22 protein-coding genes are annotated in these 26,143 nt (G+C 60.5%); 15 read left to right on the forward strand and 7 right to left on the reverse strand.

From position 1 onward, the window contains the following. Positions 1–9: 9 nt before the first annotated feature. The 5 genes from QMK47_RS23515 to QMK47_RS23535 all read left to right on the forward strand — a co-directional run bounded on the left by QMK47_RS23515 (position 10) and on the right by QMK47_RS23535 (position 5,708). Entirely contained in the window at positions 10–666 is a 657-nt protein-coding gene (locus QMK47_RS23515; protein ID WP_214512390.1) for an alpha/beta hydrolase, read from the forward strand. 98 nt (positions 667–764) lie between these two features. After that, positions 765–2,228 carry an ATP-dependent RNA helicase RhlB gene (gene rhlB / locus QMK47_RS23520; RefSeq protein ID WP_258689277.1) on the forward strand — a complete coding sequence of 488 codons (1,464 nt, stop codon included), beginning with the start codon at positions 765–767 and terminating at the stop codon, positions 2,226–2,228. 540 nt (positions 2,229–2,768) lie between these two features. Continuing rightward, entirely contained in the window at positions 2,769–3,716 is a 948-nt protein-coding gene (locus tag QMK47_RS23525) for an ornithine cyclodeaminase family protein (RefSeq protein WP_253477821.1), read from the forward strand. Between the two features lie 148 nt (positions 3,717–3,864). Continuing rightward, complete coding sequence (locus QMK47_RS23530; protein ID WP_320389399.1) at positions 3,865–4,992, forward strand: FAD-binding oxidoreductase; 1,128 nt, start codon at positions 3,865–3,867, stop codon at positions 4,990–4,992. An 89-nt stretch (positions 4,993–5,081) separates the two neighbouring features. Then, positions 5,082–5,708 carry a transcriptional regulator gene (locus QMK47_RS23535; RefSeq protein WP_003205307.1) on the forward strand — a complete coding sequence of 209 codons (627 nt, stop codon included), beginning with the start codon at positions 5,082–5,084 and terminating at the stop codon, positions 5,706–5,708. 106 nt (positions 5,709–5,814) lie between these two features. Here the strand turns inward: QMK47_RS23535 and QMK47_RS23540 are convergent, their stop codons facing one another. The 7 genes from QMK47_RS23540 to QMK47_RS23570 form a co-directional block, all read right to left on the reverse strand. After that, the gene (locus QMK47_RS23540) at positions 5,815–6,591 is read right to left on the reverse strand and encodes an ABC transporter substrate-binding protein (protein WP_253477842.1); all 777 of its coding nucleotides are present in this window, start codon (positions 6,589–6,591) and stop codon (positions 5,815–5,817) included. A gap of 266 nt (positions 6,592–6,857) precedes the next feature. Then, a complete protein-coding gene (gene moaE, locus QMK47_RS23545) occupies positions 6,858–7,310 on the reverse strand; it encodes a molybdopterin synthase catalytic subunit MoaE (protein ID WP_077505778.1) in 453 nt (150 codons plus the stop codon). Positions 7,311–7,313: 3 nt separating this feature from the next. Beyond that, positions 7,314–7,556 (reverse strand): molybdopterin converting factor subunit 1, encoded by a 243-nt coding sequence (moaD, locus tag QMK47_RS23550; protein ID WP_053189805.1) that lies wholly within the window; start codon positions 7,554–7,556, stop codon positions 7,314–7,316. Further along, a complete protein-coding gene (gene moaC, locus QMK47_RS23555) occupies positions 7,553–8,026 on the reverse strand; it encodes a cyclic pyranopterin monophosphate synthase MoaC (protein WP_003205311.1) in 474 nt (157 codons plus the stop codon). Before moaC ends, moaD begins: the two co-directional genes overlap by 4 nt. Before the next feature lie 248 nt (positions 8,027–8,274). Then, positions 8,275–9,669: a PhoH family protein gene (locus tag QMK47_RS23560; protein WP_018606162.1), complete on the reverse strand. Its 1,395-nt coding sequence runs from the start codon at positions 9,667–9,669 to the stop codon at positions 8,275–8,277. A gap of 86 nt (positions 9,670–9,755) precedes the next feature. Next, positions 9,756–9,977, reverse strand: coding sequence for a hypothetical protein (locus QMK47_RS23565; protein WP_320389400.1), 222 nt, complete (start codon positions 9,975–9,977; stop codon positions 9,756–9,758). Between the two features lie 28 nt (positions 9,978–10,005). Continuing rightward, positions 10,006–11,136 carry a polysaccharide deacetylase family protein gene (locus QMK47_RS23570; protein ID WP_320389401.1) on the reverse strand — a complete coding sequence of 377 codons (1,131 nt, stop codon included), beginning with the start codon at positions 11,134–11,136 and terminating at the stop codon, positions 10,006–10,008. Positions 11,137–11,434: 298 nt separating this feature from the next. Between QMK47_RS23570 and yaaA the strand changes: the two genes are divergently transcribed. The 10 genes from yaaA to QMK47_RS23620 all read left to right on the forward strand — a co-directional run bounded on the left by yaaA (position 11,435) and on the right by QMK47_RS23620 (position 26,133). After that, positions 11,435–12,214, forward strand: a complete 780-nt coding sequence (gene yaaA / locus QMK47_RS23575; protein ID WP_253477851.1) for a peroxide stress protein YaaA — start codon at positions 11,435–11,437, stop codon at positions 12,212–12,214. An 810-nt stretch (positions 12,215–13,024) separates the two neighbouring features. Then, positions 13,025–14,341, forward strand: a complete 1,317-nt coding sequence (locus QMK47_RS23580; RefSeq protein ID WP_214512381.1) for a nucleotide sugar dehydrogenase — start codon at positions 13,025–13,027, stop codon at positions 14,339–14,341. 100 nt (positions 14,342–14,441) lie between these two features. After that, positions 14,442–15,923, forward strand: coding sequence for a mannuronan synthase (alg8, locus tag QMK47_RS23585; RefSeq protein ID WP_003205316.1), 1,482 nt, complete (start codon positions 14,442–14,444; stop codon positions 15,921–15,923). 35 nt (positions 15,924–15,958) lie between these two features. Continuing rightward, positions 15,959–17,128: an alginate biosynthesis protein Alg44 gene (locus QMK47_RS23590; RefSeq protein WP_214512380.1), complete on the forward strand. Its 1,170-nt coding sequence runs from the start codon at positions 15,959–15,961 to the stop codon at positions 17,126–17,128. A gap of 15 nt (positions 17,129–17,143) precedes the next feature. Beyond that, positions 17,144–18,628, forward strand: coding sequence for an alginate biosynthesis TPR repeat lipoprotein AlgK (gene algK, locus QMK47_RS23595; RefSeq protein WP_309475803.1), 1,485 nt, complete (start codon positions 17,144–17,146; stop codon positions 18,626–18,628). A 5-nt stretch (positions 18,629–18,633) separates the two neighbouring features. Then, entirely contained in the window at positions 18,634–20,124 is a 1,491-nt protein-coding gene (locus tag QMK47_RS23600; protein WP_253478657.1) for an alginate export family protein, read from the forward strand. Between the two features lie 26 nt (positions 20,125–20,150). Then, positions 20,151–21,740: a mannuronan 5-epimerase AlgG gene (gene algG, locus QMK47_RS23605; protein ID WP_253477854.1), complete on the forward strand. Its 1,590-nt coding sequence runs from the start codon at positions 20,151–20,153 to the stop codon at positions 21,738–21,740. A gap of 11 nt (positions 21,741–21,751) precedes the next feature. Further along, positions 21,752–23,200, forward strand: a complete 1,449-nt coding sequence (locus tag QMK47_RS23610) for an alginate O-acetyltransferase (protein WP_214512377.1) — start codon at positions 21,752–21,754, stop codon at positions 23,198–23,200. An 11-nt stretch (positions 23,201–23,211) separates the two neighbouring features. Beyond that, positions 23,212–24,348, forward strand: a complete 1,137-nt coding sequence (locus tag QMK47_RS23615) for a mannuronate-specific alginate lyase (protein ID WP_214512376.1) — start codon at positions 23,212–23,214, stop codon at positions 24,346–24,348. Positions 24,349–24,567: 219 nt separating this feature from the next. Beyond that, complete coding sequence (locus QMK47_RS23620; protein WP_253477856.1) at positions 24,568–26,133, forward strand: MBOAT family O-acyltransferase; 1,566 nt, start codon at positions 24,568–24,570, stop codon at positions 26,131–26,133. Positions 26,134–26,143 lie beyond the last annotated feature (10 nt).

Genomic DNA, 26,143 nt, shown 5'->3' on the forward strand with positions numbered 1-26,143 from the left:
AGCACAACCATGACCGACCCCCTGATTCTCGAGCCCAGCAGCACTGCCGACGCGTGCGTTATCTGGCTTCACGGCCTGGGCGCCGATCGTTTTGATTTCCTGCCAGTCGCCGAAATGTTGCAGCAAAGTTTGCTCACCACACGTTTCCTTCTACCCCAGGCACCGACCCAACCAGTAACGATCAACGGCGGCTATGCCATGCCCAGTTGGTACGACATCCGGGCCTTGAGCCCGGCGCGGGCCATTGACGAACAGCAACTCGAAGCCTCGGCACAACGGGTCATCGACCTGATCGAAACCCAGCGAGCCAGCGGAATAGACGCCTCGCGGATTTTCCTGGCGGGTTTTTCCCAGGGTGGCGCAGTGGTCTATCACACGGCATTCGTGAAATGGCAGGGCCCGCTGGGCGGCGTGGTCGCGCTGTCTACTTATGCACCGACTTTCAGCGATGAACTGCAATTGTCGGCCAGCCAGCAACGCATTCCGGTCCTGGCGCTGCACGGGCAATACGACGAAGTGGTACTCAACCCCATGGGGCGGACCGCGAAAGAGTATTTAAAGCAGCATGGTGTCACCGTGACATGGCAAGAATACCCAATGGGCCACGAAGTGTTACCCGAGGAGATTCGCGACATCGGTACCTGGCTGGCCGAGCGGTTGCGCTAAGAGGCAGATCGCCACGCCGGTCCTTTGACGATCACACTACGCCGCGCCCGTTTCTTGCATTACACTGGCCGGCGTACATTCCTTAACCAATCGATGAGATGACCGTGCTCAAAGCACTCAAGAAGATGTTCGGTAAAAGCGAGGCCGAGCAACTCGCGCCTGGCTCCACTGCGCCGACCCACGGCCCGAGCCGTACCGATGCACAACAACCACGCCAGGCGGCACCCGTTGCACAAGCAACAAAAGAACCCGTCGCCCAGCCTGTTATGGCCCCCGAGCCCGAGAAACCACGCAACGAAGCCCCCAAGCCACGCCGCGAACGCGCACCAAAACCGCCGGTCGTCGCCTGGAAGCTCGAGGACTTTGCCGTAGAACCCCAGGAAGGCAAGACCCGCTTCCACGATTTCAAGCTCGCCCCGGAACTGATGCATGCCATCCAGGACCTGGGTTTCCCGTATTGCACGCCGATCCAGGCGCAAGTGCTCGGTTACACCCTCGCCGGCAAAGACGCCATCGGTCGCGCCCAGACCGGCACCGGCAAGACCGCCGCGTTCCTGATTTCCATCATCACCCAGTTGCTCCAGACCCCGCCGCCCAAGGAACGCTACATGGGCGAACCGCGGGCGCTGATCATCGCGCCGACCCGCGAGCTGGTGGTGCAGATCGCCAAGGACGCCGCCGACCTGACCAAGTACACCGGCCTGAACGTCATGACGTTCGTGGGCGGCATGGATTTCGACAAGCAGCTCAAGCACCTCGAGGCCCGTCACTGCGACATCCTGGTCGCCACGCCGGGCCGCCTGCTGGACTTCAACCAGCGCGGCGACGTGCACCTGGACATGGTCGAAGTGATGGTGCTGGACGAAGCCGACCGCATGCTCGACATGGGCTTCATCCCGCAAGTGCGCCAGATCATTCGCCAGACGCCACCGAAAAGCGAACGCCAGACCCTGCTGTTCTCCGCCACCTTCACCGAAGACGTGATGAACCTGGCCAAGCAATGGACCACCGACCCGGCCATCGTCGAGATCGAAGCCGAGAACGTCGCCAGCGAAAACGTCGAGCAACATATCTACGCAGTCGCTGGTGCCGACAAGTACAAGCTGCTCTACAACCTGGTCAACGACAACGGTTGGGAACGCGTGATGGTATTCGCCAACCGCAAGGACGAAGTGCGCCGCATCGAAGAACGCCTGGTGCGCGATGGCGTCAACGCGGCCCAGCTCTCGGGCGACGTGCCGCAGCACAAGCGCATCAAGACCCTCGAAGGCTTCCGCGAAGGCAAGATCCGCGTATTGGTCGCCACTGACGTGGCCGGTCGCGGCATCCACATCGACGGCATCAGCCACGTGATCAACTTCACCCTGCCGGAAGTGCCGGACGACTACGTGCACCGCATCGGCCGTACCGGTCGTGCCGGGGCCGCCGGGGTTTCGATCAGCTTCGCTGGCGAAGATGACTCCTACCAGTTGCCGTCGATCGAGGCGTTGTTGGGGAAAAAGATCAATTGCGAAACTCCGCCGACGCATCTGTTGCGGCCGGTTGAGCGCAAGCGTCCCTGACGGCCAATAAAAACCCGCTGATCCAATCAGCGGGTTTTTCATTTAAGCGAGGAAGATCAGAAGTCCTCCAACCGCCACACTTCATAAGCGGGCGTTGGAGGCGGTGGTGCTGAGTCGTCAGGCGGATGTCAAAGCCTGAGCTTTCGTTGTCTGAAAGTCCGCTATCGCGAGCAAGCTCGCTCCCACAGTGGAGTTGTGTTGTTCACAAAACGTGTGATCCACACCAGACCCTGTGGGAGCGAGCTTGCTCGCGATGAGGCCGGCACAAGCAAAACCAAATAACTGACACCCCCCAATCCCCGTGGCGAGGGAGCTTGCTCCCGCTCGGTTGCACAGCAACCACCAAAAAGCTTGGGGGCCGCTGCGCAGCCCAGCGGGAGCAAGCTCCCTCGCCACGGGTTTCGTCTTCACCCTGAATCGCGGCCAAACAGAAAGCGCAGCCACAAAGGCTGCGCTTTTTTTTCGCCCGGGATATTGCTCAAGCAAACTAAAAGTCCATAATGGACAAATTAGTTTATAAAAAGCGCTCCGGAGTCCAGGATGTCCAGCACGCCTTATGTCATCACCCAAGCCCAGGCCCGAGCACTGCTCGCGCAAGTCGATGTGCCGCAAATCCTGCGCAAGCTGTTCCGCGACCTCGCCGCCGGGCAAGCGGTCCAACCGTCTCAGCAGCTTGTGGAATTTCCCAAGGGCGCCGGGGACTTCATCAACTACCTGGGTGTGCTGGCTGAAGACCAGGTCTACGGGGTCAAGACCTCGCCCTACATCGTGCGCGAGCAAGGCCCGCTGGTGACTGCCTGGACCTTGCTGATGTCGATGCAGACCGGCCAGCCGCTGCTGTTGTGCGATGCCGCCGAGTTGACCACCGCCCGCACCGCTGCCACCACGGCTGTTGCCGTCGATGCCCTCGCCCCGCACAACGCCCGGCGCCTGGCGGTCATTGGCAGCGGCGCCGTGGCGCGGGCACACGTGCAATACGTCAAGGGCCTGCGGGACTGGCAAGGTATCAGCCTCTATTCGCCAGGCCTGAAGACCAAGTCGGCAGAAGAACTTGCCTCCATCACCGATCTGGACCCGCGCCTGCACATCGCCGCCAGCCTTGAAGCGGCGCTGCACGACGCCGACGTGGTGATGCTCTGCACCTCGTCCGCCAAAGCGGTACTCGACCCGCAGACCCTGGGCAAACCGTCGCTGATCACCTCCATCAGCACCAACGCTCCGCGCGCCCATGAAGTCCCCCCTCAAAGCCTCAACGACATGGACGTGTTCTGCGACTATCGTCAGACCACCCCAGGCTCGGCCGGTGAAATGCTGATAGCCGGCGAACAGCATGGCTGGGACGCGTCGCGCATTGTCGGCGATTTGCCCGACCTGCTCAGCGAACGGGTGGCGCGCCCAAGCTATGGACGCCATGTGTTCTTCCGCTCCATCGGCCTGGGGCTGGAAGACGTTGCGCTGGCGAATGCCCTGTATCGGTTGCATAACTGACACACCCATTTCCCCTTGTGGGAGCGAGCTTGCTCGCGATGGCGGTGGGTCAGTCACCTTCAATGTCGACTGTCAGGCCGCCTTCGCGAGCAAGCTCGCTCCCACAGGGGCCTTCGAGTTCCCGGGCACATTCTTCGCAGGAGAATTCATGAAACAAGCAGATTTCATCATCATCGGCGGCGGCATTGCCGGTGCATCCACCGGTTACTGGCTCGCCCCCCACGGCCGTGTGATTGTGCTCGAACGCGAATCCCATCCGGCCTACCACTCCACCGGACGCTCGGCGGCGCTGTATACCGCCGCCTACGGCACCCCTCAAGTGCGGGCGCTGACCCAGGCCAGCCGGGATTTTTTCGACGCCCCGCCGGCCGGTTTCTGCGAACACCCCTTGCTGACCCCACGGGGCGAAATGACCGTGGACTTTACCGGTGACCCGGCCGAGTTGAACAACCAGTACCTCAGCGCCAAGGCCACGGTGCCGCAGATGCAACTGCTCAGCGTCGACGAGGCCTGTGTGCGGCTGCCGATCCTGCGACGGGAGAAGGTCCACGGGGCGATCTACGACCCCACGGCCTGCGACATCGACACCGATGCACTGCACCAGGGCTATTTGCGCGGTATTCGGCGCAATGGCGGTGAAGTGCACACCGACAGCGAAGTGCAGCAATTGAGCCGCGATGATCAGGGGCAGTGGCAGGTGAAAACCGCCAACCAGACATTCACGGCACCGGTCCTGATCAATGCAGCCGGCGCATGGGCCGATCACATTGCCGAAATGGCCGGCGCCCGGAAGCTGGGGTTGCAGCCCAAGCGGCGTGCAGCGTTCATTTTTGCCGGGCCCGAGGGCGTGGATATCCATGACTGGCCGATGCTGGTGAGCCTGGACGAATCCTTCTATATGAAGCCCGACGCTGGCATGTTCCTCGGCTCGCCGGCCAACGCCGACCCGGTGGAACCCCACGACGTGCAGCCGGAAGAGCTGGACATCGCCATGGGCATCTACCAGATCGAAGAAGCCACCACCCTGACCATCCGCCGCCCGACCCGCACCTGGGCCGGCTTGCGCAGTTTCGTACCCGACGGTGATTTGCTGTCCGGCTTCGATCCACAGGTGCCCGGACTCTACTGGGTCGCGGCCCAGGGCGGCTACGGCATCCAGACCTCGCCGGCCATGGGCCAGGCCAGCGCGGCACTGGTGCGTGGCGAACCGCTGCCCAAGGCCCTGGCCCGCTTTGGTCTGAACAGCGCCATGCTGTCACCCGAGCGCCTGGGCTGAGCCACCTTGAGGTGACGCATCGCCGCGATTGCGGCACACTCCCCCGCGCCCCTGTTTCACGGGGCGCTGACGCTGCCTGGAGCCCTGTCATGACTGCCTCGCCACCCGATCCGGCGCTGGAAAACTTCCGCACCATCGCCGACGCTATCGCCACGCTGTTCTACCCCCACGCCGAAGTGGTGCTGCACGACCTGCGCACCCAGAAGGTCGATTACATCGCCAATAACCTGTCCAAGCGTGAAATTGGCGATGACTCGTCCCTGGAGGACATGCTCAGCGAAGACGTCAGCGAACGTAACATCGGGCCCTACGAAAAGCTGAACTGGGACGGACAGAAGATTCGCAGCCTCAGCAGCGTACTGCGCGACGCCGACGGGCATCCGCTGGCGGTGCTGTGCATCAACCTGAATATTTCGCTGTTCGAGAATGCCAAGGCCGCGCTGGATCTGTTCCTGTCGCCGAGCAAGTTGATCCCCCAGCCGGACTCACTGTTTCGCGATGACTGGCAGGAGCGAATCAACACCTTCCTGCATGCCTGGATGCGCGAGCGTCAGTTGAGCCTGAACCTGCTGACCCGCGACCACAAACGCGAGCTGGTGCTGGCGCTGCATGCCGAAGGCGCGTTCAAGGGCAAGAGCGCGTCCAACTATGTGGCCAATGTGCTGAATATGGGGCGGGCGACGGTGTACAAGCATTTGAAGGAGTTGAAGGGCTGAGGTTTGTGTTACCTGGCCTGACGCCATCGCGAGCAAGCTCGCTCCCACAGGGGACCTGGGTACAAAGATCCAGTGTGGGAGCGAGCTTGCTCGCGAAGGCGATGTATCAGTCGCCGTAGATGTCCGACTTGAAATACTTGCCCTGGATCTTCTGATACTCCCCATTGGCCCGAATCCCATCGATGGCCTTGTTCAAATCCGACACCAGTTGGGTATTGCCCTTGCGCACCGCGATACCGGCGCCTTCACCGACGTATTTGGGGTCCTTGAGCTCGGGCCCGACAAAGGCGTAGCCCTTGCCACGGGGCATCGACAGGAAGTCTTCCAGCGGGATGGTGTCGGCGAAAATCGCGTCGAGGCGACCGGACGCCAGGTCCATGTAGATTTCTTCGTTGTTGCTATAGCGCTTGACGATCACACCCTTGGGTTCGAGGACTTCAGTGGCGTAGCGGTCAGTGGTGGTGGCCCGCTGCACACCGACGGTCTTGCCCTTGAGGCTGGCGTACTGGTCATCGACCACCGCCCCTTCCTTCATGACCAGGCGCGATGAGGTGAAGTAGTACTTGTGGGTGAAATCCACCGATTTCTTGCGCTCTTCGGTGATGGTCATGGACGACAGCGCCAGGTCGATCTTCTTCACCTTGAGCGCCGGAATCAGCCCGTCGAACTCACCTTCGATCCACTCGCACTTGACCTGCATCTGCGCGCACAGGGCATTTCCGATGTCGTAGTCGAACCCCTCGATCTTCCCTTCCGAGGTCTTGGAAGCAAACGGCGGGTACGCCGCCTCGATGCCGATGCGCAAGGTTTTCTCAGCGGCGAACAGGCTGCTGGAGGCCAACAAGCTCAAGGCCAGGCCGGTGATAAGGGGGAGTTTCTTCATGATCGATCTCTCGCGGGTTGTTGTTGGTTTGGCAGAGAAAGGTGGAGCGATGACTTTATGTGTACTTATAAATCCATACTGGACTTTAATGTACATATCGTCAATCGGTAGGCAGGGGAATGTGATGGGAGGTTGATGGCCTCATCGCGAGCAAGCTCGCTCCCACAAGGATTCTGTGCGCAATGAGATCAAATGTGGGAGCGAGCTTGCTCCGGGCGGCGATCCGACGATGGCGACTTATGGCTTGCGAAAAAACAACAGGTTGCTTACTGCTTCCAGCGATCCGCCGCCGCATGATCACTGTCCCGCCCTTCAACCCAGCGCGGGCCGTCGACGGTGTTTTCCTTCTTCCAGAACGGCGCTCGGGTCTTGAGGTAGTCCATGACAAAGGCGCAGGCGTCGAATGCCGCCTGGCGATGGGCACTGGCGGCCCCGACGAAGACGATCGGCTCGCCCGGTTCCAGGGCGCCGATGCGGTGCAGCACCTCCAGCTTGAGCAATGGCCAGCGCTGCTCGGCCTCGCTGGCGATCTTGCCCAGGGCTTTTTCGGTCATGCCTGGATAATGCTCCAGGAACATCCCGGACACATCGAGGCCGTCATTGAAGTCACGCACGTAGCCGACAAAACTCACCACCGCCCCCACGCCGACATTGGCCGCGTGCATCGCGTTGACTTCGCCCCCTGCGTCAAACGGTTCGACCTGCACACGAATCGCCATGGTTCAGCCTCCGGTCACGGTGGGGAAAAACGCCACTTCGTCGCCGTCCGCCAGCGGTTCGTCGAGCTGGCAAAGGTCTTCATTGCGCGCGCACATCAGGTTTTGTTCCTTCAGCACTTCGGCCCCATCACGCTGGGCAAGCAGCACGCGCACATCGTCGACCGTGGCGAAATCACCTTCCACCTTTACCGAATCCACACCAAGCGCTTCACGGTAACGGGCAAAGAACTTCACGTTGATTTTCATGACGCATCCGCCTGGAAATGGCCGCTCTTGCCGCCGAGTTTTTCCAACACCCGCACGCCTTCGATGGTCATGCCACGGTCGACGGCCTTGCACATGTCGTAGATAGTCAGCGCGGCGACGCTGGCGGCGGTGAGGGCCTCCATTTCCACGCCGGTCTGCCCCGAGAGTTTGCAACGGGCGACGATGCGTACCCGGTCCTCGCCTTCGGCATTGAGCTCGACCTTGACGCTAGTGAGCAGCAGCGGGTGGCAGAGCGGAATCAGGTCACTGGTTTTCTTGGCCGCCTGGATGCCGGCAATGCGTGCGACGGCGAACACATCGCCCTTGGGGTGACCGCCGCTGACGATCATCTGCAGCGTGTCGGGCAGCATGCGCACAAAGGCCTCGGCCGTGGCTTCACGGAACGTCACGGCCTTGTCGGTCACGTCGACCATGTTGGCGCGACCTTGGGAATCGAGATGAGTCAGCACAGGGTTACTCCTGATCGGGAGTGTCGATTGTAAACCCGTGGGTCAAATTCCGGCAGGGCTGATTGTCGCACCTGCAATTTGCAGAACACCGGAGATCCCTTGTGGGAGCGAGCTTGCTCGCGATGAGGGTGTGTCAGATAAAAATAGGTGCCTGACTCGCCGCCATCGCGAGCAAGCTCGCTCCCACAGGGGTTATGTGTCAGGCATGAAAAACCGGGCGACCATAGGGTCGCCCGGTTTGGCTGGGGTTACAGGTGGGATTCGGCGTATTCGGCCAGGATCGAGCGCGGTACGCCCTGCAGGGTGATGTGGACCCCGTTGGGGAAGTCCTTGAAGCGTTCGGTCAGGTAGGTCAGCCCGGAGCTGGTCGCGGACAGATAAGGGGTGTCGATCTGCGCCAGGTTACCCAGGCACACCACTTTGGAGCCGGCACCGGCACGGGTGATGATGGTTTTCATCTGGTGCGGGGTCAGGTTCTGGCATTCGTCGATCAGTATCAGGCTCTGCTGGAAGCTGCGCCCGCGAATGTAGTTGAGGGATTTGAACTGCAACGGCACTTTGCTGAGGATGTAGTCGACGCTGCCATGGGTGCTTTCGTCATCCATGTGCAAGGCTTCGAGGTTGTCGGTGATCGCCCCCAGCCACGGCTCCATTTTTTCCGCTTCGGTACCGGGCAGGAAACCGATTTCCTGGTCCAGGCCCTGCACGCTGCGGGTGGCGATGATGCGCCGGTAGCGTTTGCTGACCATGGTCTGCTCGATGGCAGCGGCCAGGGCCAGGATGGTCTTGCCGGAACCGGCGGCGCCGGACAGGTTGACCAGGTGGATATCCGGGTCGAGCAAGGCGAACAGCGCCAGGCTCTGGTAGATGTCACGGGGCTTGAGGCCCCAGGCTTCCTGATGCAGCAAAGGCTCCTGGTGCAGGTCGAGGATCAGCAGCTTGTCGACCTGGATTTCCTTGATCCAGCCGACGAAGCCTTGTTCGTCGATGATGAACTCGTTGATGTGCACCGCCGGCAGGTTGTCGATCAATTGCACCTGGTGCCAGGTGCGGCCGTGGTCCTGGCGGGTCTCGACCTTGCTCACACGGTCCCAGAAGGAGCCGGTCATGTTGTGGTAGCCATTGGGCAACAGCGAGACGTCGTCGACCAACTGGTCGGTGCTGTAGTCCTCCGCCGCGATCCCGCAGGCGCGGGCCTTGAGGCGCATGTTGATGTCTTTGGTCACCAGCACCACGGCCTGGTCCTTGGTGCGCGCGTGCAGATCGATCAACTGGTTGATGATGATGTTGTCGTTCAGGTGTTCAGGCAGCACCAGGTTGGGTTCGGTGCGCTTGCTCATCAGGATCGAAAGCAGGCCCTTGGGACCACTTTTGCCGCGCTGGATCGGCACGCCGAGCTCAACGTCCTCCGGAGAGGCGTCACCCAGGGTCTTGTCGATCAGGCGGATCGCCTGCCGGCATTCGGCCGCAACGCTGTGGTGTCCGCTCTTGAGTTTGTCCAGCTCCTCAAGCACGGTCATCGGGATGGCAACGTGGTGTTCTTCGAAGTTCAGCAGGGCGTTTGGATCGTGGATCAATACGTTGGTATCGAGTACATAGAGGATTGGCTGGTTGGAGGAAGGGCTACGTCCGTGGTCATCCATACTCGGTCACCTATGTGGGGGCCATTCGACGCAATACCATGACAGTGCTGCGCCTCGAGGTAGCCACCGAATTCACCCGCGAGGATTCAGGTGAACTGCACACAATCTGGGTCTTGGAAGACGCCACCTGTGTTGCAGGTTTCGGCGGTCTGACTTCTTGATACTCCAAAAACCATGACAGGAAAAAGCACTTTGACGCTTTTTTGAAATTTATTTTTCAGAGTGACGAATAACGCTTGGCGTACCGCCGTTGCGCCGTTAAAGTCGGAAGTCAGGTTGTCATGAATGTGTACCGGTTTTTCCGCCATCCCCAATGTTTCCGGGCCTTTTCAGGTTTCAGCGAAACGCTTCCTGGCAGTCCGCCCAACCGATCCCGCTTTGCGCCGTCTGCGTCATCAACCAGGGCATCGCCGTTTTCACCCCATCCTGCTTGGCATTGAAATTGATCACCCCGTGGCGCCACAGCAGCATCAGGGTGAGCACACGCTGGGCGCTTTGCTCAGGCTTGAGTCGATTGTTGCTGTCCTGGGGATCGATGTCCCACAGCGCCACTTGCAAGCCCTGCTGCTCAAAGAACGCTTGCGCATCGCCACGACGCTGGCCCTGGGGCGGACGGAACAGCGGCACATAATTTTCGGGCAGCTTGCCCTTGACCAGCTCGACACTGCGCCGGACCGAGTCTTGCCAGTCCTGCCAATAACTGTGGGAGCGGAACTCCCAGCCCTGCACGCCCACGCATTGTCTCGAATACAACGCCTGGAGATTGTTGACCGAGCCCTCTTGCAGCCGCGCCTGGATGTCCTTGCCCAGCACGAAGAAGGTGCCGTTGATGTTCGCCTTGCGCAGGTATTCGGTTAGCCACGCAGTGTTGTCCGGCACAACGTTGGCGGCGCTGTCGAAGGTCAACAGGAACAGGCGGTCGTTCATGTCTTCGCCGTTGCGTTCGTAATCGCCAAAACGTGCGATTTCGCTGCTGGTTTGCGGAAAAAGCGCGGCTTTACGCAGCAGTTCGTCGCGGTATTGGGTATGAAATATCTGGCTCGGCGCGGCCCACTTGATGTAGTAGGAGTTGTCATCCAGATGAAACCTGCGCGCCTCTTCGCGCAGGGTCGCCATGTCCTCGACCAGGTAACAGAAGGACGCGTCCTGATCGCAACTGCGTTGGGCAAAGTTGTAGCTGGCCAACAACCGCCGCCACAGCCGGGCGCGAAGCGCGTCGATCGCAACCATGTTGACCGAGCGCAGCCCCAGGTACTGCTTGAGCGCGATCTCGTCCATGGCATCGACGTCCAGCAGGACCCGGGCGAACATCAGGATCTCGGCCCGCGAGGCCACGTCGAACAGCGTCGGGCTGGTGAGTTGTTCCGGCCAGGTGCTGCGGTCCAGGGTCGCGGCATCATTGGGCGCGGGCGCGGCCATGGCACCCAGGCTCAACAGCCAGGCCGATAACAGAAGAACGATACGCAAAAGGGATGTCTCCATAACGAAACCCGCGCGGCATCATAGCCGATCCTGGCCCAATACCCTTGTGGTCAGCGGACTTAGGGAGCAGACCTGTGGGAGCAAAGCTTGCTCGCGATGCAGGCGACAAGGTCCATCTGCAAGATTGCGTCATCGTTCATCGCGAGCAAGCTTTGCTCCCACAGACTTTGCTCCCACAGCTCCCTCGCCACAAAAGCACCACCACCGATCACCTATCACCCCAATAGCTGGAGTCCACCCGGACAACCCCCTAGAATCGCCGCACCCTCAAGGAGACGATTTCATGCTGATGGTGATTTCCCCCGCCAAGACCCTCGATTACGAAACACCGCCGGCCACCGAGCGTTTTACCCAGCCGCAGTACCTGGATCATTCCCAGGAACTGATCGAGCAACTGCGCGAACTCTCCCCGGCACAGATCAGCGAGCTGATGCATGTCTCCGACAAGATCGGCGGCCTCAATGCCGCGCGATTCGGCAGTTGGACACCGGCGTTCACTCCGGCCAATGCCAAACAGGCGCTGCTGGCCTTCAAGGGCGACGTGTACACGGGCCTCGATGCGCAAAGCTTTGGCGAAGCCGACTTCGACTACGCCCAGCAACACCTGCGCATGCTCTCTGGCCTCTATGGCCTGTTGCGGCCACTGGACCTGATGCAACCCTATCGCCTGGAAATGGGCACGAAGCTGGCCAATGCCCGGGGCAAGGACCTGTATGCCTTCTGGGGCACGCGCATCAGCGAATGGCTGAACGAAGCCCTCGCCGACCAGGGCGACGACGTACTGCTGAACTTGGCTTCAAATGAATACTTCTCGGCGGTCAAGCGCAGCGCACTGAAAGCGCGCGTCATCGATACCGAATTCCGCGACTTGAAAAATGGCCAGTACAAGATCATCAGCTTCTACGCCAAAAAAGCCCGGGGCCTGATGAGTCGTTTCATCATTGAAGAACGGATCAACGACCCTGCGGCACTTAGCCAATTCGATGTTCAGGGCTATCGTTTCAACGCACAACAGTCGAGCCAGGACAAACTAGTGTTCTTGCGCGATCACGCTCCCGAATAAAGCATAACCTTATATCGCCCCTGATCGGGGGCTTCGATCAAGCCCCGATCTATCATCTTAGTTCCCCGCCTGTTTCGACAGTTTCATGACGTCAATAAATCGCCCCACTCCCCCGCTAACTTTTCTTTCACTCGACACTCGTCAGTTTTTTGCGTAGTGGCACCAAAAATTTTTATCCGTAGTGGCACAAAACTATCTCACCCCCCTAACTCCCCATTAATAAAGGGCGAAACGGCAAGTGCCATCATATTGAGGGCAGTGCCATCTCCGATAATATTTCGAAAAATTACGAAAATCACGATGAGCGGATCGGAACTATGTGAAATTGCACGGCTCATACCACCCGTAACGATTCTCACGGAGCGTGTAAGAGATGACTTACACAGGCCGTCGATCCAAGTAACCAAGTTGTCATGGCAATTTAGCGAAACGGTCGCCTATTTGGATCCACCTTATAAAGGACAGGAGATAACGCACCATTACTATCCCCTACAAGGCCAAGGCTGCGCCCCTATAACGTGCTCACCCGAGCACACAAGCTTCTGATTTTGTGGGCTTTTGCCAGGGATCAGGGGTGAAAGACTTTTTGCACGAGCGTTCTTGATTTACAGGGACTGGCTGCATAACAGGGCAGGTCATAACAACTAGGCCGCTTTGCGCACAACTTGAGTGCACTTATTTAGACACTCGGAACTTAGTATGCCTGCACACGGCACTGTGGCGCCTGCATTCCACACTTCCGAGTGCTCGATGACCGCTGAACACTATTAACTCCGGCCATTTAATGGCGTGAAAACAGAGGTAAATGCGATGCGCATTAGCATATTTGGTTTGGGTTACGTCGGTGCAGTATGTGCCGGTTGCCTGTCTGCACGGGGCCATGATGTAGTTGGCGTAGATGTCGCCAAAGACAAAATCGACATGATCAACGCTGGCAAATCGCCAATCGTTGAACCAGGTCTTGGTGAGCTGTTGGCGCAAGGCATTCAAACAGGCCGACTGCGCGGCACGACCAACTTCGCCGAAGCCATTCGCGATACTGACTTGTCGATGATTTGCGTCGGTACTCCGAGCAAAAAGAACGGCGACCTGGAACTGAACTACATCGAGGCAGTGTGCCGCGAGATCGGTTTTGTCCTGCGTGACAAGACCACCCGCCACACCATCGTAGTGCGCAGCACCGTATTGCCGGGCACTGTGGCAAACGTTGTCATCCCGATCCTGGAAGACTGCTCCGGCAAGAAAGCCGGCGTCGATTTCGGTGTCGCAGTGAACCCTGAGTTCCTGCGCGAAAGCACCGCGATCAAAGACTACGACCAGCCGCCGATGACCGTTATCGGTGAGTTCGACACCGCCTCCGGTGACGTTCTGCAGTCGCTGTACGAAGAGCTCGATGCGCCGATCATCCGCAAGGACATCGCCGTCGCCGAGATGATCAAGTACACCTGCAACGTGTGGCATGCCACCAAGGTGACCTTCGCCAACGAGATCGGCAACATCGCCAAGGCCGTCGGCGTCGATGGTCGTGAAGTGATGGATGTGGTCTGCCAGGACAAGACTCTGAACCTGTCCCAGTACTACATGCGCCCAGGCTTTGCCTTCGGCGGTTCCTGCCTGCCCAAGGACGTTCGCGCCCTGACCTACCGCGCCGGCACCCTGGACGTGGAAGCGCCACTGCTCAACTCGCTGATGCGCAGCAACGAGTCCCAGGTACAGAACGCCTTCGACATCGTTTCCAGCCACGACAAGCGCAAAGTCGCCCTGCTGGGCCTGAGCTTCAAGGCCGGCACCGACGACCTGCGTGAAAGCCCACTGGTAGAACTGGCGGAAATGCTGATCGGCAAGGGTTTCGACCTGAAGATCTACGACAGCAACGTCGAATACGCCCGCGTCCACGGTGCGAACAAGGATTACATCGAGTCGAAGATCCCTCACGTCTCGTCCTTGCTCAACTCCGACTTCGACTCGGTGATCGACAGCTCCGACATCATCATCCTGGGTAACCGCGACGAGAAGTTCCGCGCGCTGACCGAAAACGTACCGGAAGGCAAGCAGGTCATCGACCTGGTCGGCTTCATGTCCAAGGCCACCAACCCGAGTGGCCGGACCGAAGGCATCTGCTGGTAAGTCTGTTTGCCGGCCGGGGCATGCTCCGGCCGGCCTTTCGCCTGCCTTAACCCATCGGGCCGCCCACAAGGCCCGCCCGAGATAGAGACGGATGCAGATTATGCACAGGCTAAAGCACGGCCTGCTTCAGGCCGCCGGTTGGCTGTTTTACTTGAGTTTATTGATGGGCATCGCCATGGCGCTGCCCACGTCCACGTTCGACTCCGAATCCAAGGACTTCATCTTCCTGATCGGCGCCGTGGGCATCTGGCGTTACTCCATGGGAGCAACGCATTTCGTGCGCGGCATGATCTTCCTGTACATCGTCTACCCGCACCTGCGCCGCAAGGTACGCAAGCTGGGCAAGGCGGCGGATCCGTCCCATGTGTACCTGATGGTCACCAGCTTCCGGATCGATGCGCTGACCACCGCCCAGGTGTATGGCTCGGTGATTCGCGAGGCCATCGAATGCGGGCTGCCCACCACCGTGGTCTGCTCCATCGTGGAAATGTCCGACGAACTGCTGGTCAAGAGCCTCTGGGCCCGCATGAACCCGCCAGCGCGGGTCAAGCTGGACTTCGTGCGTATCCCTGGCACCGGCAAGCGCGACGGCCTGGCCTACGGTTTCCGCGCCATCTCCCGCCACTTGCCGGACGACCGCGCCGTAGTAGCGGTGATCGACGGTGACACCGTGCTCGCCGAAGGCGTCGTGCGCAAGACCGTGCCGTGGTTCCAGCTGTTCGGCAACGTAGGCGGCCTGACCACCAACGAGTTCTGCGAAGTGCGCGGTGGCTACATCATGAGCGAATGGCACAAGCTGCGTTTCGCCCAGCGTCACATCAACATGTGTTCCATGGCCTTGTCCAAGCGCGTACTGACCATGACCGGCCGCATGTCGGTGTTCCGCGCCACCGTGGTCACCAACCCGGACTTCATCGCCGACGTGGAAAGCGACTCGCTGCAACACTGGCGCCTGGGTCGCTTCAAGTTCCTGACCGGCGATGACAAGTCGAGCTGGTTCAGCCTGATGCGCCTGGGCTACGACACGTTCTACGTGCCCGATGCGGCAATCAACACCGTTGAACACCCGCCGGAGAAGAGCTTCATCAAGGCCAGCCGCAAATTGATGTTCCGCTGGTACGGCAACAACCTGCGGCAGAACTCCCGGGCACTGGGCCTGGGTCTGCGTCGTCTGGGCCTGTTCACCTCGGTGGTGCTGTTCGACCAGCGTGTGTCGATGTGGACGTCGCTGCTGGGCCTGACCGTGGCACTGATCGCCAGCTTCAAGTACGGCACCGCGTTCATCCTGGTGTACCTGCTGTGGATCGGCATCACGCGGTTGATCCTGACCCTGTTGCTGTCGTGTTCCGGACACCGGATCGGCCCTGCCTACCCGGCGATTCTCTATTACAACCAGATCGTCGGTGCCCTGGTGAAGATCTACGTGTTCTTCCGCCTCGATCAACAGTCCTGGACCCGCCAGCCCACCCACCTGACCCGTGATCTCGCCAGCTTTCAACGTTGGTTCAACACTTGGTCGTCTCGGACCATGACCTTCTCCGCCGGCAGCATTTTTGTTGCCGTGCTGCTGACGATGGTCTGACCGGACTTGAATGAATTAACTAGGAAATCGCCCCTATGAACACCGCCGTGAATGTCAACGTAGTGCATGAATCCGAAGCCCAGCGCCAACACGCCCGGGTCAAAATCCCGGCCAAGCTGCGCTTCTTCGGTCCTGACCGTACGCCGATGGAAGTCAAGGTCCTGGACCTGTCTGCCGGCGGCCTGAGCTTCAACGCCGGCCAGATGCCCCTCAAGACCGGGGAGTCCTACAAAGGTCGCCTGCAGTTCGTCATCGACAACCTTGGCCTGGCCATGGACGTTGAATTGCAGATCCGTTCCTACGACCGCCAGACCGGCCGCACCGGTTGCCAGTTCCAGAACCTGGAGCCTCGGGACATCTCGACACTGCGTCACATCATCACCTCGCACCTGGCCGGCGACATCGTCGGTGTCGGCGACGTGCTGGCGACCCTGCAGCGCGATAACTTCACCAAGGCTCGCAAGCAGAAAGACGCAAACGGTGGCATGAGTGCCTTTGGCCGCCTGCGCGCCGTGACCTTCAGCCTGGGGGTCTTTGTCGTTGGCCTGGCGGCGTTCGGTTTCGTTTTCAAGTCGGTGTACGGCATGTACTTCGTCAGCCACGCCCAGGCCGGCCTGGTGAACGTACCGGGCATGGCCATCACCATGCCGCGCGACGGCACCGTGCAGAGCCTGGTCAAGGCCGACGGCGTGGCTGCCAAGGGCGCCCCGCTGGCGACCTTCAGCACCAGCATGCTCGACGTGCTCAAGGGTCACCTGGACGACAACCAGTTGCAGCCGGCCAAGGTCGAGGAGCTGTTCGGCAAGCAAATGACCGGCACCCTGACGTCGCCGTGCGACTGCATCGTGTCCCAGCAACTGGTCGCCAACGGCCAATACGCCAGCAAGGGTGACGTGATCTTCCAACTGGTCCCACGGGGCACCGAGGCCAACGTCGAAGCGCGCTTCTCCTATCGCCAGTTCGGCGACGTGCGCCCAGGTACGCCTGTCAGCTTCCAGGTTGCCGGCGAAGACACCACCCGTACCGGCAAGATCGTCAGCAGCACCAGCCTGAAAAGTGCCGACCTGTCCTCCGATATCCGTGTGCTGATCCAACCTGACGAACCCCTGGACAGCTCGCTGGCCGGCCGTCCGGTGGAAGTCACCAGCTCCCGTGGCCCTAACCTGAACTGGCTGATCGACAAAGCCATGGCCGTCGGTATTTAAGTCGAGGATATGCCCGTGACCATTATAAAAATCCTGAACACCCCACAGACTCTGTGGGAGCGAGCTTGCTCGCGAAAGGATCAACGCGGTCAGGATGCTATGCCGCAAACTCGTTCCCACATGGGAACACTGTGTGCCCTGGCACTGGCCGTCAGCCTGGCCGGTTGTGCCGGCCTGCCCGATCAACGCCTGGCCAACGAAGCCCTCAAGCGCGGCGACACGGCGCTGGCGCAGCAGAACTACCAGCAACTGGCCGACCTGGGCTACAGCGAGGCCCAGGTGGGCCTGGCTGACATCCAGGTGGACAGCCGCGACCCCGAGCAGATGAGAAAAGCCGAGGCGACTTACCGCGCCGCGGCCGACATCTCGCCACGGGCCCAGGCGCGCCTGGGTCGCCTGTTGGTGGCCAAGCCCGGTTCCACTGAAGCGGAAAAACACGAAGCCGAAGGCCTGTTGAAGAAAGCCTTCGCCAACGGAGAAGGCAACACCCTGATCCCGCTGGCGATGCTGTACCTGCAATATCCCCACAGCTTCCCGAACGTCAACGCCCAGCAGCAGATCAGCCAATGGCGCAGCGCCGGTTACCCGGAAGCGGGCCTGGCGCAGATTCTGCTCTATCGCACCCAGGGCACCTACGACCAGCACCTGGACGAAGTCGAGAAGGTCTGCAAGGCCGCGCTGGCGACCACGGACATCTGCTACGTCGAACTGGCCACGGTCTATCAGAAACGCGGCCAGCCGGAACAGCAGGCCGCGCTGCTCAAGCAAATGCAGGACGGTCACGCCCGTGGCGTCGTATCCGCCCAGCGCGTGGACAGCGTCGCACGTGTCCTGGCCGATGCCAGCCTGGGCAAGACCGATGAAAAGACCGCCCAGTCGTTGCTCGAAGGCATCGCTCCTGGCTACCCCGCTGCCTGGGTCAGCCTGGCGCAACTGCTCTACGACTTCCCGGAACTGGGTGACGTCGACAAGATGATGCAGTACCTGGAAAACGGCCGCGCCGCCGACCAGCCGCGCGCCGAGCTGCTGCTGGGCAAGCTTTACTACGAAGGCAAGTGGGTCCCGGCCGATGCCAAGGTCGCCGAGGCGCATTTCCAGAAAGCCGTTGGCCGCGAAGTGGCCGCCGACTACTACCTCGGCCAGATCTATCGCCGCGGTTACCTGGGCCAGGTGTACTCGCAAAAAGCCCTGGACCACCTGCTCAAGGCCGCTCGCAACGGCCAGAACAGCGCCGATTTCGCCATTGCCCAGCTGTTCTCCCAGGGCAAGGGCACCAAGCCCGACCCGGTCAACGCCTATGTGTTCAGCCAGCTGGCCAAGGCGCAGAACACCCCACAAGCCACCGAGCTTGCCCAAACTCTCGAAGCACAATTACCGCCGCAGCAACTTGCACAAGCCAAACGCCTGCTACAACAAGAGCAGGCCATTCGCGGCGCTATGAGCCCCGATACGCTTGAACTGCAAGCCCTAAAAGAAGATGACGGCGAGGAACCTCTATGAAGCTTTTGAAGCTCAATCCTTTTGTGCAGGCTGGTATTGGCCTGTCGTTTGCCCTGCTGTGGTCCTGTCCGACCCTGGCGGCACTGACCGATAGCAAGAATTTCGGCCTGGAAGTGAAGATCACCGGGCAGTCCGAAGATGACCGTGACCTCGGCACCCAGAGCGGTGGCGACGTCAACGGTGTCGGCCTGGACCTGCGTCCATGGGTCTACGGTGAAAGTGAAAGCGGCGCCTGGAGCGCCTACGCCATGGCCCAGGCCGTGACGTCCAGCGACATCATCGAGACCGACACCCTGCAACAGTCCGATGGCAGCACTCAGCAAACCGACAGCGGTGACCGCGAAGCCAAGAAAAGCTACCTGGCCATGCGCGAGTTCTGGATTGGCTACCGTGGCCTGACCCCCTACCCGGGCGAGCAGTTGAAGTTCGGTCGCCAGCGCCTGCGCAACGACGACGGCCAATGGCGCGACACCAACATCGAAGCCCTGAACTGGACCTTCGACACCACCTTGCTGCGGGCCAACCTCGGCGTTGCCGAACGGTTCAGCGAATACCGCACCGACCTCAAGGAATTGTCCCCCAAGGACAAGGACCGCCTGCACGTCTATGGCGACGTGGGCTACCAGTGGATGCCCGGCCAATGGGCCGGTATCCGTGCCCACCACTCCCATGACAACGGCAGCCTCGACTACCCGACCCCGGGCGAGCCCACCGACACCCTGGACAAGACCCAGAACGGCGACATCTCCTGGCTGGGCCTGGAAGCCAACAGCGACGCCTACAACTGGCGCAACACCAACACCGTCAACTACTGGGCCAGCATCACCGGCATGAGCGGCGAGCGCGACACCGTCAACCCGCTCAACGCCGATGGCACACGCCCGGCGCAAGCCAAGCACAGCGATGACGTGGACGGCTGGGCCACTGACCTGGGTATCCGCCTGCGCCTGGACCCACAATGGCAAGTCGGTGCGGCCTATGCCCGCGCCAGCGATGAGTACCAACAGAACGGCCTGCAAAGCAACCGCTCGAACTTCACCGGCACCCGCTCGCGCGTGCACCGTTTCGGCGAAGCGTTCCGTGGCGAAATGGCCAACACCCAGAGCGCCAGCCTGTTCGGTTCCTGGCAGCTGCGTGACGAATACGACGCCAGCCTTGTGTACCACAAGTTCTGGCGCGTGGACGGCAACAAGCCAGTGGGCAGCAACGGTATCAATGCCGTGGAAAACAACACCGACGACGTGACCGGCGCCATCCTGTCCACCTCGACCCTGCCGCTGAATGATGGCGACAAGGACCTGGGCCAGGAAGTCGATCTGGTCGTCACCAAGTACTTCAAGCAAGGCCTGCTGCCGGCCGCGCTGAGTCAGTCAATTGATGAGCCGTCGGCGCTGGTGCGCTTTCGTGGCGGCGTGTTCAAGCCAGGCGACGCCTACGGCAAAGAGGTCGATTCGTACATGCATCGCGCCTTTGTCGACGTGATCTGGCGCTTCTGATGCGAATGGCCATGGGAGTGCCCGAAATGAACCGCTACCTCAGGAACAGCCAGGCGATGAAAGGTTCGATCAGCCTGTTGGTCGCAGCGATGCTGCTGGCCGGCTCGCCGGCGTTCGCCAACGTTGAACCGGTGGTCAAGCCGGGCAACGTGGCCAAGGGCCTGCAACGGGCCAAGACCTACACCGTCAACAGTGCACCGACCGCGCCACTGGAGCTGGCCAAGCCAACCTTGCCCGACCTCTCCGGCTACACCGCCGAAGCGGCCGCGGCAAAAATTGTCCGCTCCAAGCCCGGCAAGGTCAGTGTGCGCCGGATGATGCAGGAAGACGCCTTGAAGGACTTCATCGGCGGCGACAACAAGATGGCCGAGTGGGTCGTGCGTCAGCACGGCATCCCACAGGCCATCTTCGTCGACGATGGCTACATGAACCTCAAGGAGCTGGCCAAGAAACAGCCCAAGTACATCATCGAATCTTCGCCAGGTGTCTACCTGGCGAAGATTCCGATCGTGGTCGGCCGCAAAGGCATCCTTGAAATCGACAAACAGACCCAGGAATTGCGCATGTCCCAGGAGGGCGGCGCGTTCCTGGTCAACGATGGCCAGATGTTCATCCGCGACACCAAGGTCACCGGCTGGCGTGAAAAGGACAACGGCCCTGCGACCTTCCGTTCACCCAAGGAATTCCGTCCATTCCTGCTGGCCTGGGGTGGCACCGAGACCTACATCGTCAACACCAAGATGGCCAGCTTCGGCTACGCCAACAGTAAGTCGTACGGGGTGAGTATTTCCCAGTACACGCCGAACATGGCCAAGGTCCTCAAGCGCCCGGAACCGACCGGTTGGATCATCGGTTCCGAGTTCTCGGACATGTGGTACGGCTTCTACTGCTACGAAACCCGCGACTTCGTGGTCAAGGGCAACACCTACAAAGACAACATTGTCTACGGCATCGACCCCCACGACCGTTCCCATCGGCTGATCATCGCCGACAACACCGTCTACGGGACCAAGAAGAAGCACGGGATCATTATTTCCCGTGAGGTCAACGACAGCTTCATTTTCAACAACCGCAGCTATGACAACAAACTCTCGGGCCTGGTGATCGACCGTAACAGCGTGAACAACCTGATCGCCTACAACGAGATCTACAAGAACCACACCGACGGCATCACGCTCTATGAGAGTGCTGACAACCTGTTGTGGGGCAACAAGGTGATCAGCAACCGCCGCCACGGCATCCGTATTCGTAACAGCGTGAACATTCGCCTCTACGAAAACGTGTCCATGGCCAACGGCCTGACCGGTATCTACGGTCACATCAAGGACCTGTCCGACACCGACCGTGACATCAAGCTCGACCCGTTCGACGCCGAAGTCTCGCTGATCGTGGTCGGCGGCGAACTGGCTGCCAACGGCAGCGGCCCGCTGTCCATCGACTCGCCGTTGAGCGTCGAGCTGTACCGCGTGTCCATGCTCGCGCCGACCAAATCCAGCGGCATCAGCTTCACGGGAATCCTTGGCGAGCGCCAGGATGAAATTCTCGACCTGCTGGTGCGCCAGCAGAAAGCCGTGCTGATCGACCCTGTCGAACGCCAGACCGAAATGCGGGACTGAGGATGACCTTTATGAACCCAAAGATGATCAAACTCCTGGGCCTGTCCGCCCTGACTGCCGGCATTCTCGCCGCTGCAAGCGGCGCCCGCGCCGATGAAATCAAGGCCCCGAGCTTCACCGCCGAGCCATGCTGCAACCTGTGCCCTGAAGCCCACGACGCAAAGAACTACACCACGCGCTACCAGCAGAACTTCACCACGCTGGTGCAGGCCCAGGGCGACTGGCTGTTCCGGACCCAGGAAGACCTGCGGACCGAATTCAACACCACCCCGGCCGGCTACAAGCGCCTGCAGCAGTTGCACGATGCGTTCAAGGCAAAAGGCGTCGAGCTGGTGCTCGTCTACCAGCCGACCCGGGGCCTGGTGAACCGCAACAAGCTCAACCCACAGGAAAAGGCCGCTTTCGACTATGAGAAAGCCCTGACCAACTACAAATCCATGCTCGGCCGTTTCGCCCAGATGGGTTACGTGGTGCCGGACCTGTCGCCGCTGACCAACGAAAACCTGCCCGAAACCCTGCCGGCCCACGATTTCTATTTCCGTGGCGACCAGCACTGGACGCCATACGGCGCCCAGCGCACCGCCAAGATCGTCGCCGAGAAGGTCAAGCAGCTCCCGGCCTTCGCCGACATTCCCAAGCGTGAGTTCGAGACCAAGAAGTCCGGCCGCATGGGCAAGACCGGCACCCTGCACAACATGGCCGGGCAGTTGTGCGGCACCAGCTATGCGATCCAGTACATGGACCAGTTCACCACCGAGCCTAAGGGCGAGGCAGGTGACGGCGACCTGTTCAGCGATTCCGGCAACCCGCAGATCACCCTCGTGGGCACCAGTCACAGCGGCAAGAACTACAACTTCGCCGGCTTCCTGGAAGAGTCCATCGGCGCCGACATCCTCAACGTAGCCTTCCCCGGCGGCGGTTTCGAGGGCGCGATGATCCAGTACCTGGGCAGCGAAGAGTTCCAGAAGAACCCGCCGAAAATCCTCATCTGGGAATTCTCGCCGCTGTATCGCCTGGACCAGGAAACCATCTATCGCCAGATGATGGCGCTGCTGGACAACAACGGTTGCGAAGGCAAGCCGGCATTGATGAGCAGCAAGACCGCGCTCAAGCCAGGCAAAAACGAATTGATGGTCAATAGCAAGAACATGGATCTGCGTAACGGCAGCCACCAGGTCGACATCCGCTTCGCCGATACCTCGGTGAAAACCTTGCAAGCCACCCTCTGGTACATGAATGGGCGCCACGAGGATATCAAGATCGAAAAACCGGATACCTCCGAAACCGACGGACGTTTCGCCTTCCAGCTGCGCACCGACGAGGACTGGGCTTCGCAAAACCTTCTGGCTGTCGAAGTCCAGGGCCCTGAAGCCGGTAAAGAGCCGCAGCAGATCGAAGCGAAAATCTGTAAACGCAACGCATCTCCGCAAGCCGAACAAACGGCTCAAATCGGACAATGAGGTCTCGTCTCATGACCAGTACCACGCGCACCCGAACGTTGAAAACGCTGCTGGCGCCCTCCCTGCTGACCCTGGCGATGTTCGCCGGGGCCACGCAGGCCGCGGCCCCGCTGCGCCCGCCACAGGGTTACTTCGCACCGATCGAAAAGGTCAAGGCCGGCGAAGCGGCCCAAGGCTGCGACGCCACGCCGACGCCCTACACCGGCTCCCTGCAATTTCGCAGCAAGTACGAGGGCTCCGACAAGGCCCGTGCGACCCTGAACGTGCAGTCGGAAAAAGCCTTCCGTGACAGCACCGCCGACATCACCAAGATCGAGCGTGGCGTCAGCAAGCAAGTGATGCAATTCATGCGTGACGGCCGTCCCGAACAATTGGAATGCACCCTCAACTGGCTGACCGCGTGGGCCCAGGCCGATGCGCTGATGTCCAAGGACTTCAACCACACCGGCAAGTCCATGCGCAAATGGGCGCTGGGCAGCATGGCGTCGGCCTATGTGCGCCTGAAGTTCTCCGAGTCCCGCCCACTGGCCAATCACCCGGAGCAGGCGCAACTGATCGAAGGCTGGTTCAGCCGGATGGCCGACCAGGTGGTCAGCGACTGGGACAACCTGCCGCTGGACAAGACCAACAACCACTCCTACTGGGCCGCCTGGTCGGTGATGGCCACCTCCGTGGCAACCAACCGTCGCGACCTGTTCGACTGGTCCGTCAAGGAATACAAGGTCGGTGTCAACCAGATCGATGCCGACGGTTTCCTGCCCAACGAACTCAAGCGCAAGCAACGCGCCCTGTCCTACCACAACTATGCCCTGCCGCCACTGGCGATGATCGCCAGTTTCGCCCAGGTCAATGGTGTGGACCTGCGCCAGGAAAACAACGGCGCCCTCAAGCGACTGGGTGACCGGGTGCTGGCCGGGGTCGAAGATCCGGACATCTTCGAAGAGAAGAACGGCGACAAGCAGGACATGAAGGACCTGAAGATCGATTCGAAATTCGCCTGGCTCGAACCGTTCTGCAGCCTCTACACCTGCAGCGAGGATGTGCTGGAGCGCAAGCACGAGATGCAACCGTTCAAGACCTTCCGCCTCGGCGGTGACTTGACCCGGGTGTACGACCCTTCGCGGGAAAAAGGTGAAAAAGGAAGCTGACACCGTGTTCCCTGCCTGGCAGGGAACCTGTGGGAGCGAGCTCGCTCGCGATTGCGGTCTGACATTCACCATGGATGTCGACTGACACTCCGTCATCGCGAGCAAGCTCGCTCCCACAGGGAATGTGGTCTGTTTCGAATGCATTAGCCCCCCGGCTTTCATGGGGGGGTTTGGGGGGGCTCTGGCCCTTGACTGTTGATTCAACATGGAGAGATCGGGATGGTATTTTCATCCAATGTGTTCCTGTTTCTGTTCTTGCCGATCTTTCTCGGCTTGTACTACTTGAGCGGGCAACGCTATCGCAACCTGCTGCTGCTGGTCGCCAGCTATGTGTTCTATGCCTGGTGGCGGGTGGACTTCCTGTTGCTGTTCGCCGGCGTCACCCTGTGGAACTACTGGATCGGCCTGAAAGTCGGCGCCGCCGGCGTGCGCACCAAACCGGCCCAGCGCTGGCTGTTGCTCGGCGTGGCGGTGGACTTGTGCATCCTGGGTTACTTCAAGTACGCCAACTTCGGCGTGGACAGCCTCAACGCGATCATGACCAGCTTCGGTCTCGAGCCGTTCATCCTGACCCACGTGCTGTTGCCGATCGGGATCTCGTTCTACATCTTCGAGTCCATCAGCTACATCATCGACGTCTATCGCGGTGATACCCCGGCAACCCGCAACCTGATCGACTTCGCAGCGTTCGTGGCCATTTTCCCGCACCTGATCGCCGGCCCCGTGTTGCGTTTCCGCGACCTGGCCGACCAGTTCAACAACCGTACCCACACGCTGGACAAGTTCTCCGAAGGCTGCACCCGCTTCATGCAGGGTTTCATCAAGAAAGTGTTCATCGCCGACACCCTGGCGGTGGTGGCCGACCATTGCTTCGCCTTGCAGAACCCGACCACGGGCGATGCCTGGCTCGGCGCCCTGGCCTACACCGCGCAGCTGTACTTCGACTTCTCCGGCTACAGCGACATGGCCATCGGCCTGGGCCTGATGATGGGTTTCCGTTTCATGGAAAACTTCAAGCAGCCCTACATCAGCCAGTCGATCACCGAGTTCTGGCGTCGCTGGCACATCAGCCTGTCCACCTGGCTGCGCGACTACCTCTACATCACCCTGGGCGGTAACCGCAAAGGCACGCTGATGACCTATCGCAACCTGTTCCTGACCATGCTGCTCGGTGGTCTGTGGCACGGCGCGAACATCACCTACATCATCTGGGGTGCCTGGCACGGTATCTGGCTGGCCATCGAAAAAGCCGTGGGCATCAACACCACGCCACGCAGCATCAACCCGATCCGCTGGGCGCTGACCTTCCTGCTGGTGGTGATGGGCTGGGTGATTTTCCGCTCCGAGAACCTGCACGTGGCCGGTCGCATGTACGGCGCCATGTTCAGCTTCAGCGACTGGTCGCTGTCGGAACTGACCCGCGCCAACCTCACTGGCCTGCAGATCGCCACGCTGGTGGTGGCCTACATCACCCTCGCCTTCTTCGGCCTGCGGGACTTCTACACCAACCGCCCACCGGTCAAGACCAAGCCTGAGGTCAATACCGAGGCCAACGGCCCGGCCACCGCACAGCCGGGGATGATCAAGGCCGTACCGGGTGACAATCCATCGACGATCCATGAACCGGGCTACACCGTGGGTGTCGAAGCCCAGGTGCAACCGGCCTACTGGACCGTGGACTGGTCACGCTACGTGATGCGCGCCCTGGTGCTGCTGCTGTTCATCGCCTCGATTCTCAAACTCTCGGCGCAAAGCTTCTCGCCGTTCCTTTACTTCCAGTTCTGAGGGATCTGAA

The organism is Pseudomonas sp. P9_35, from assembly GCF_034008205.1.
GTDB classification, from domain to species: Bacteria; Pseudomonadota; Gammaproteobacteria; order Pseudomonadales; family Pseudomonadaceae; genus Aquipseudomonas; species Aquipseudomonas kilonensis.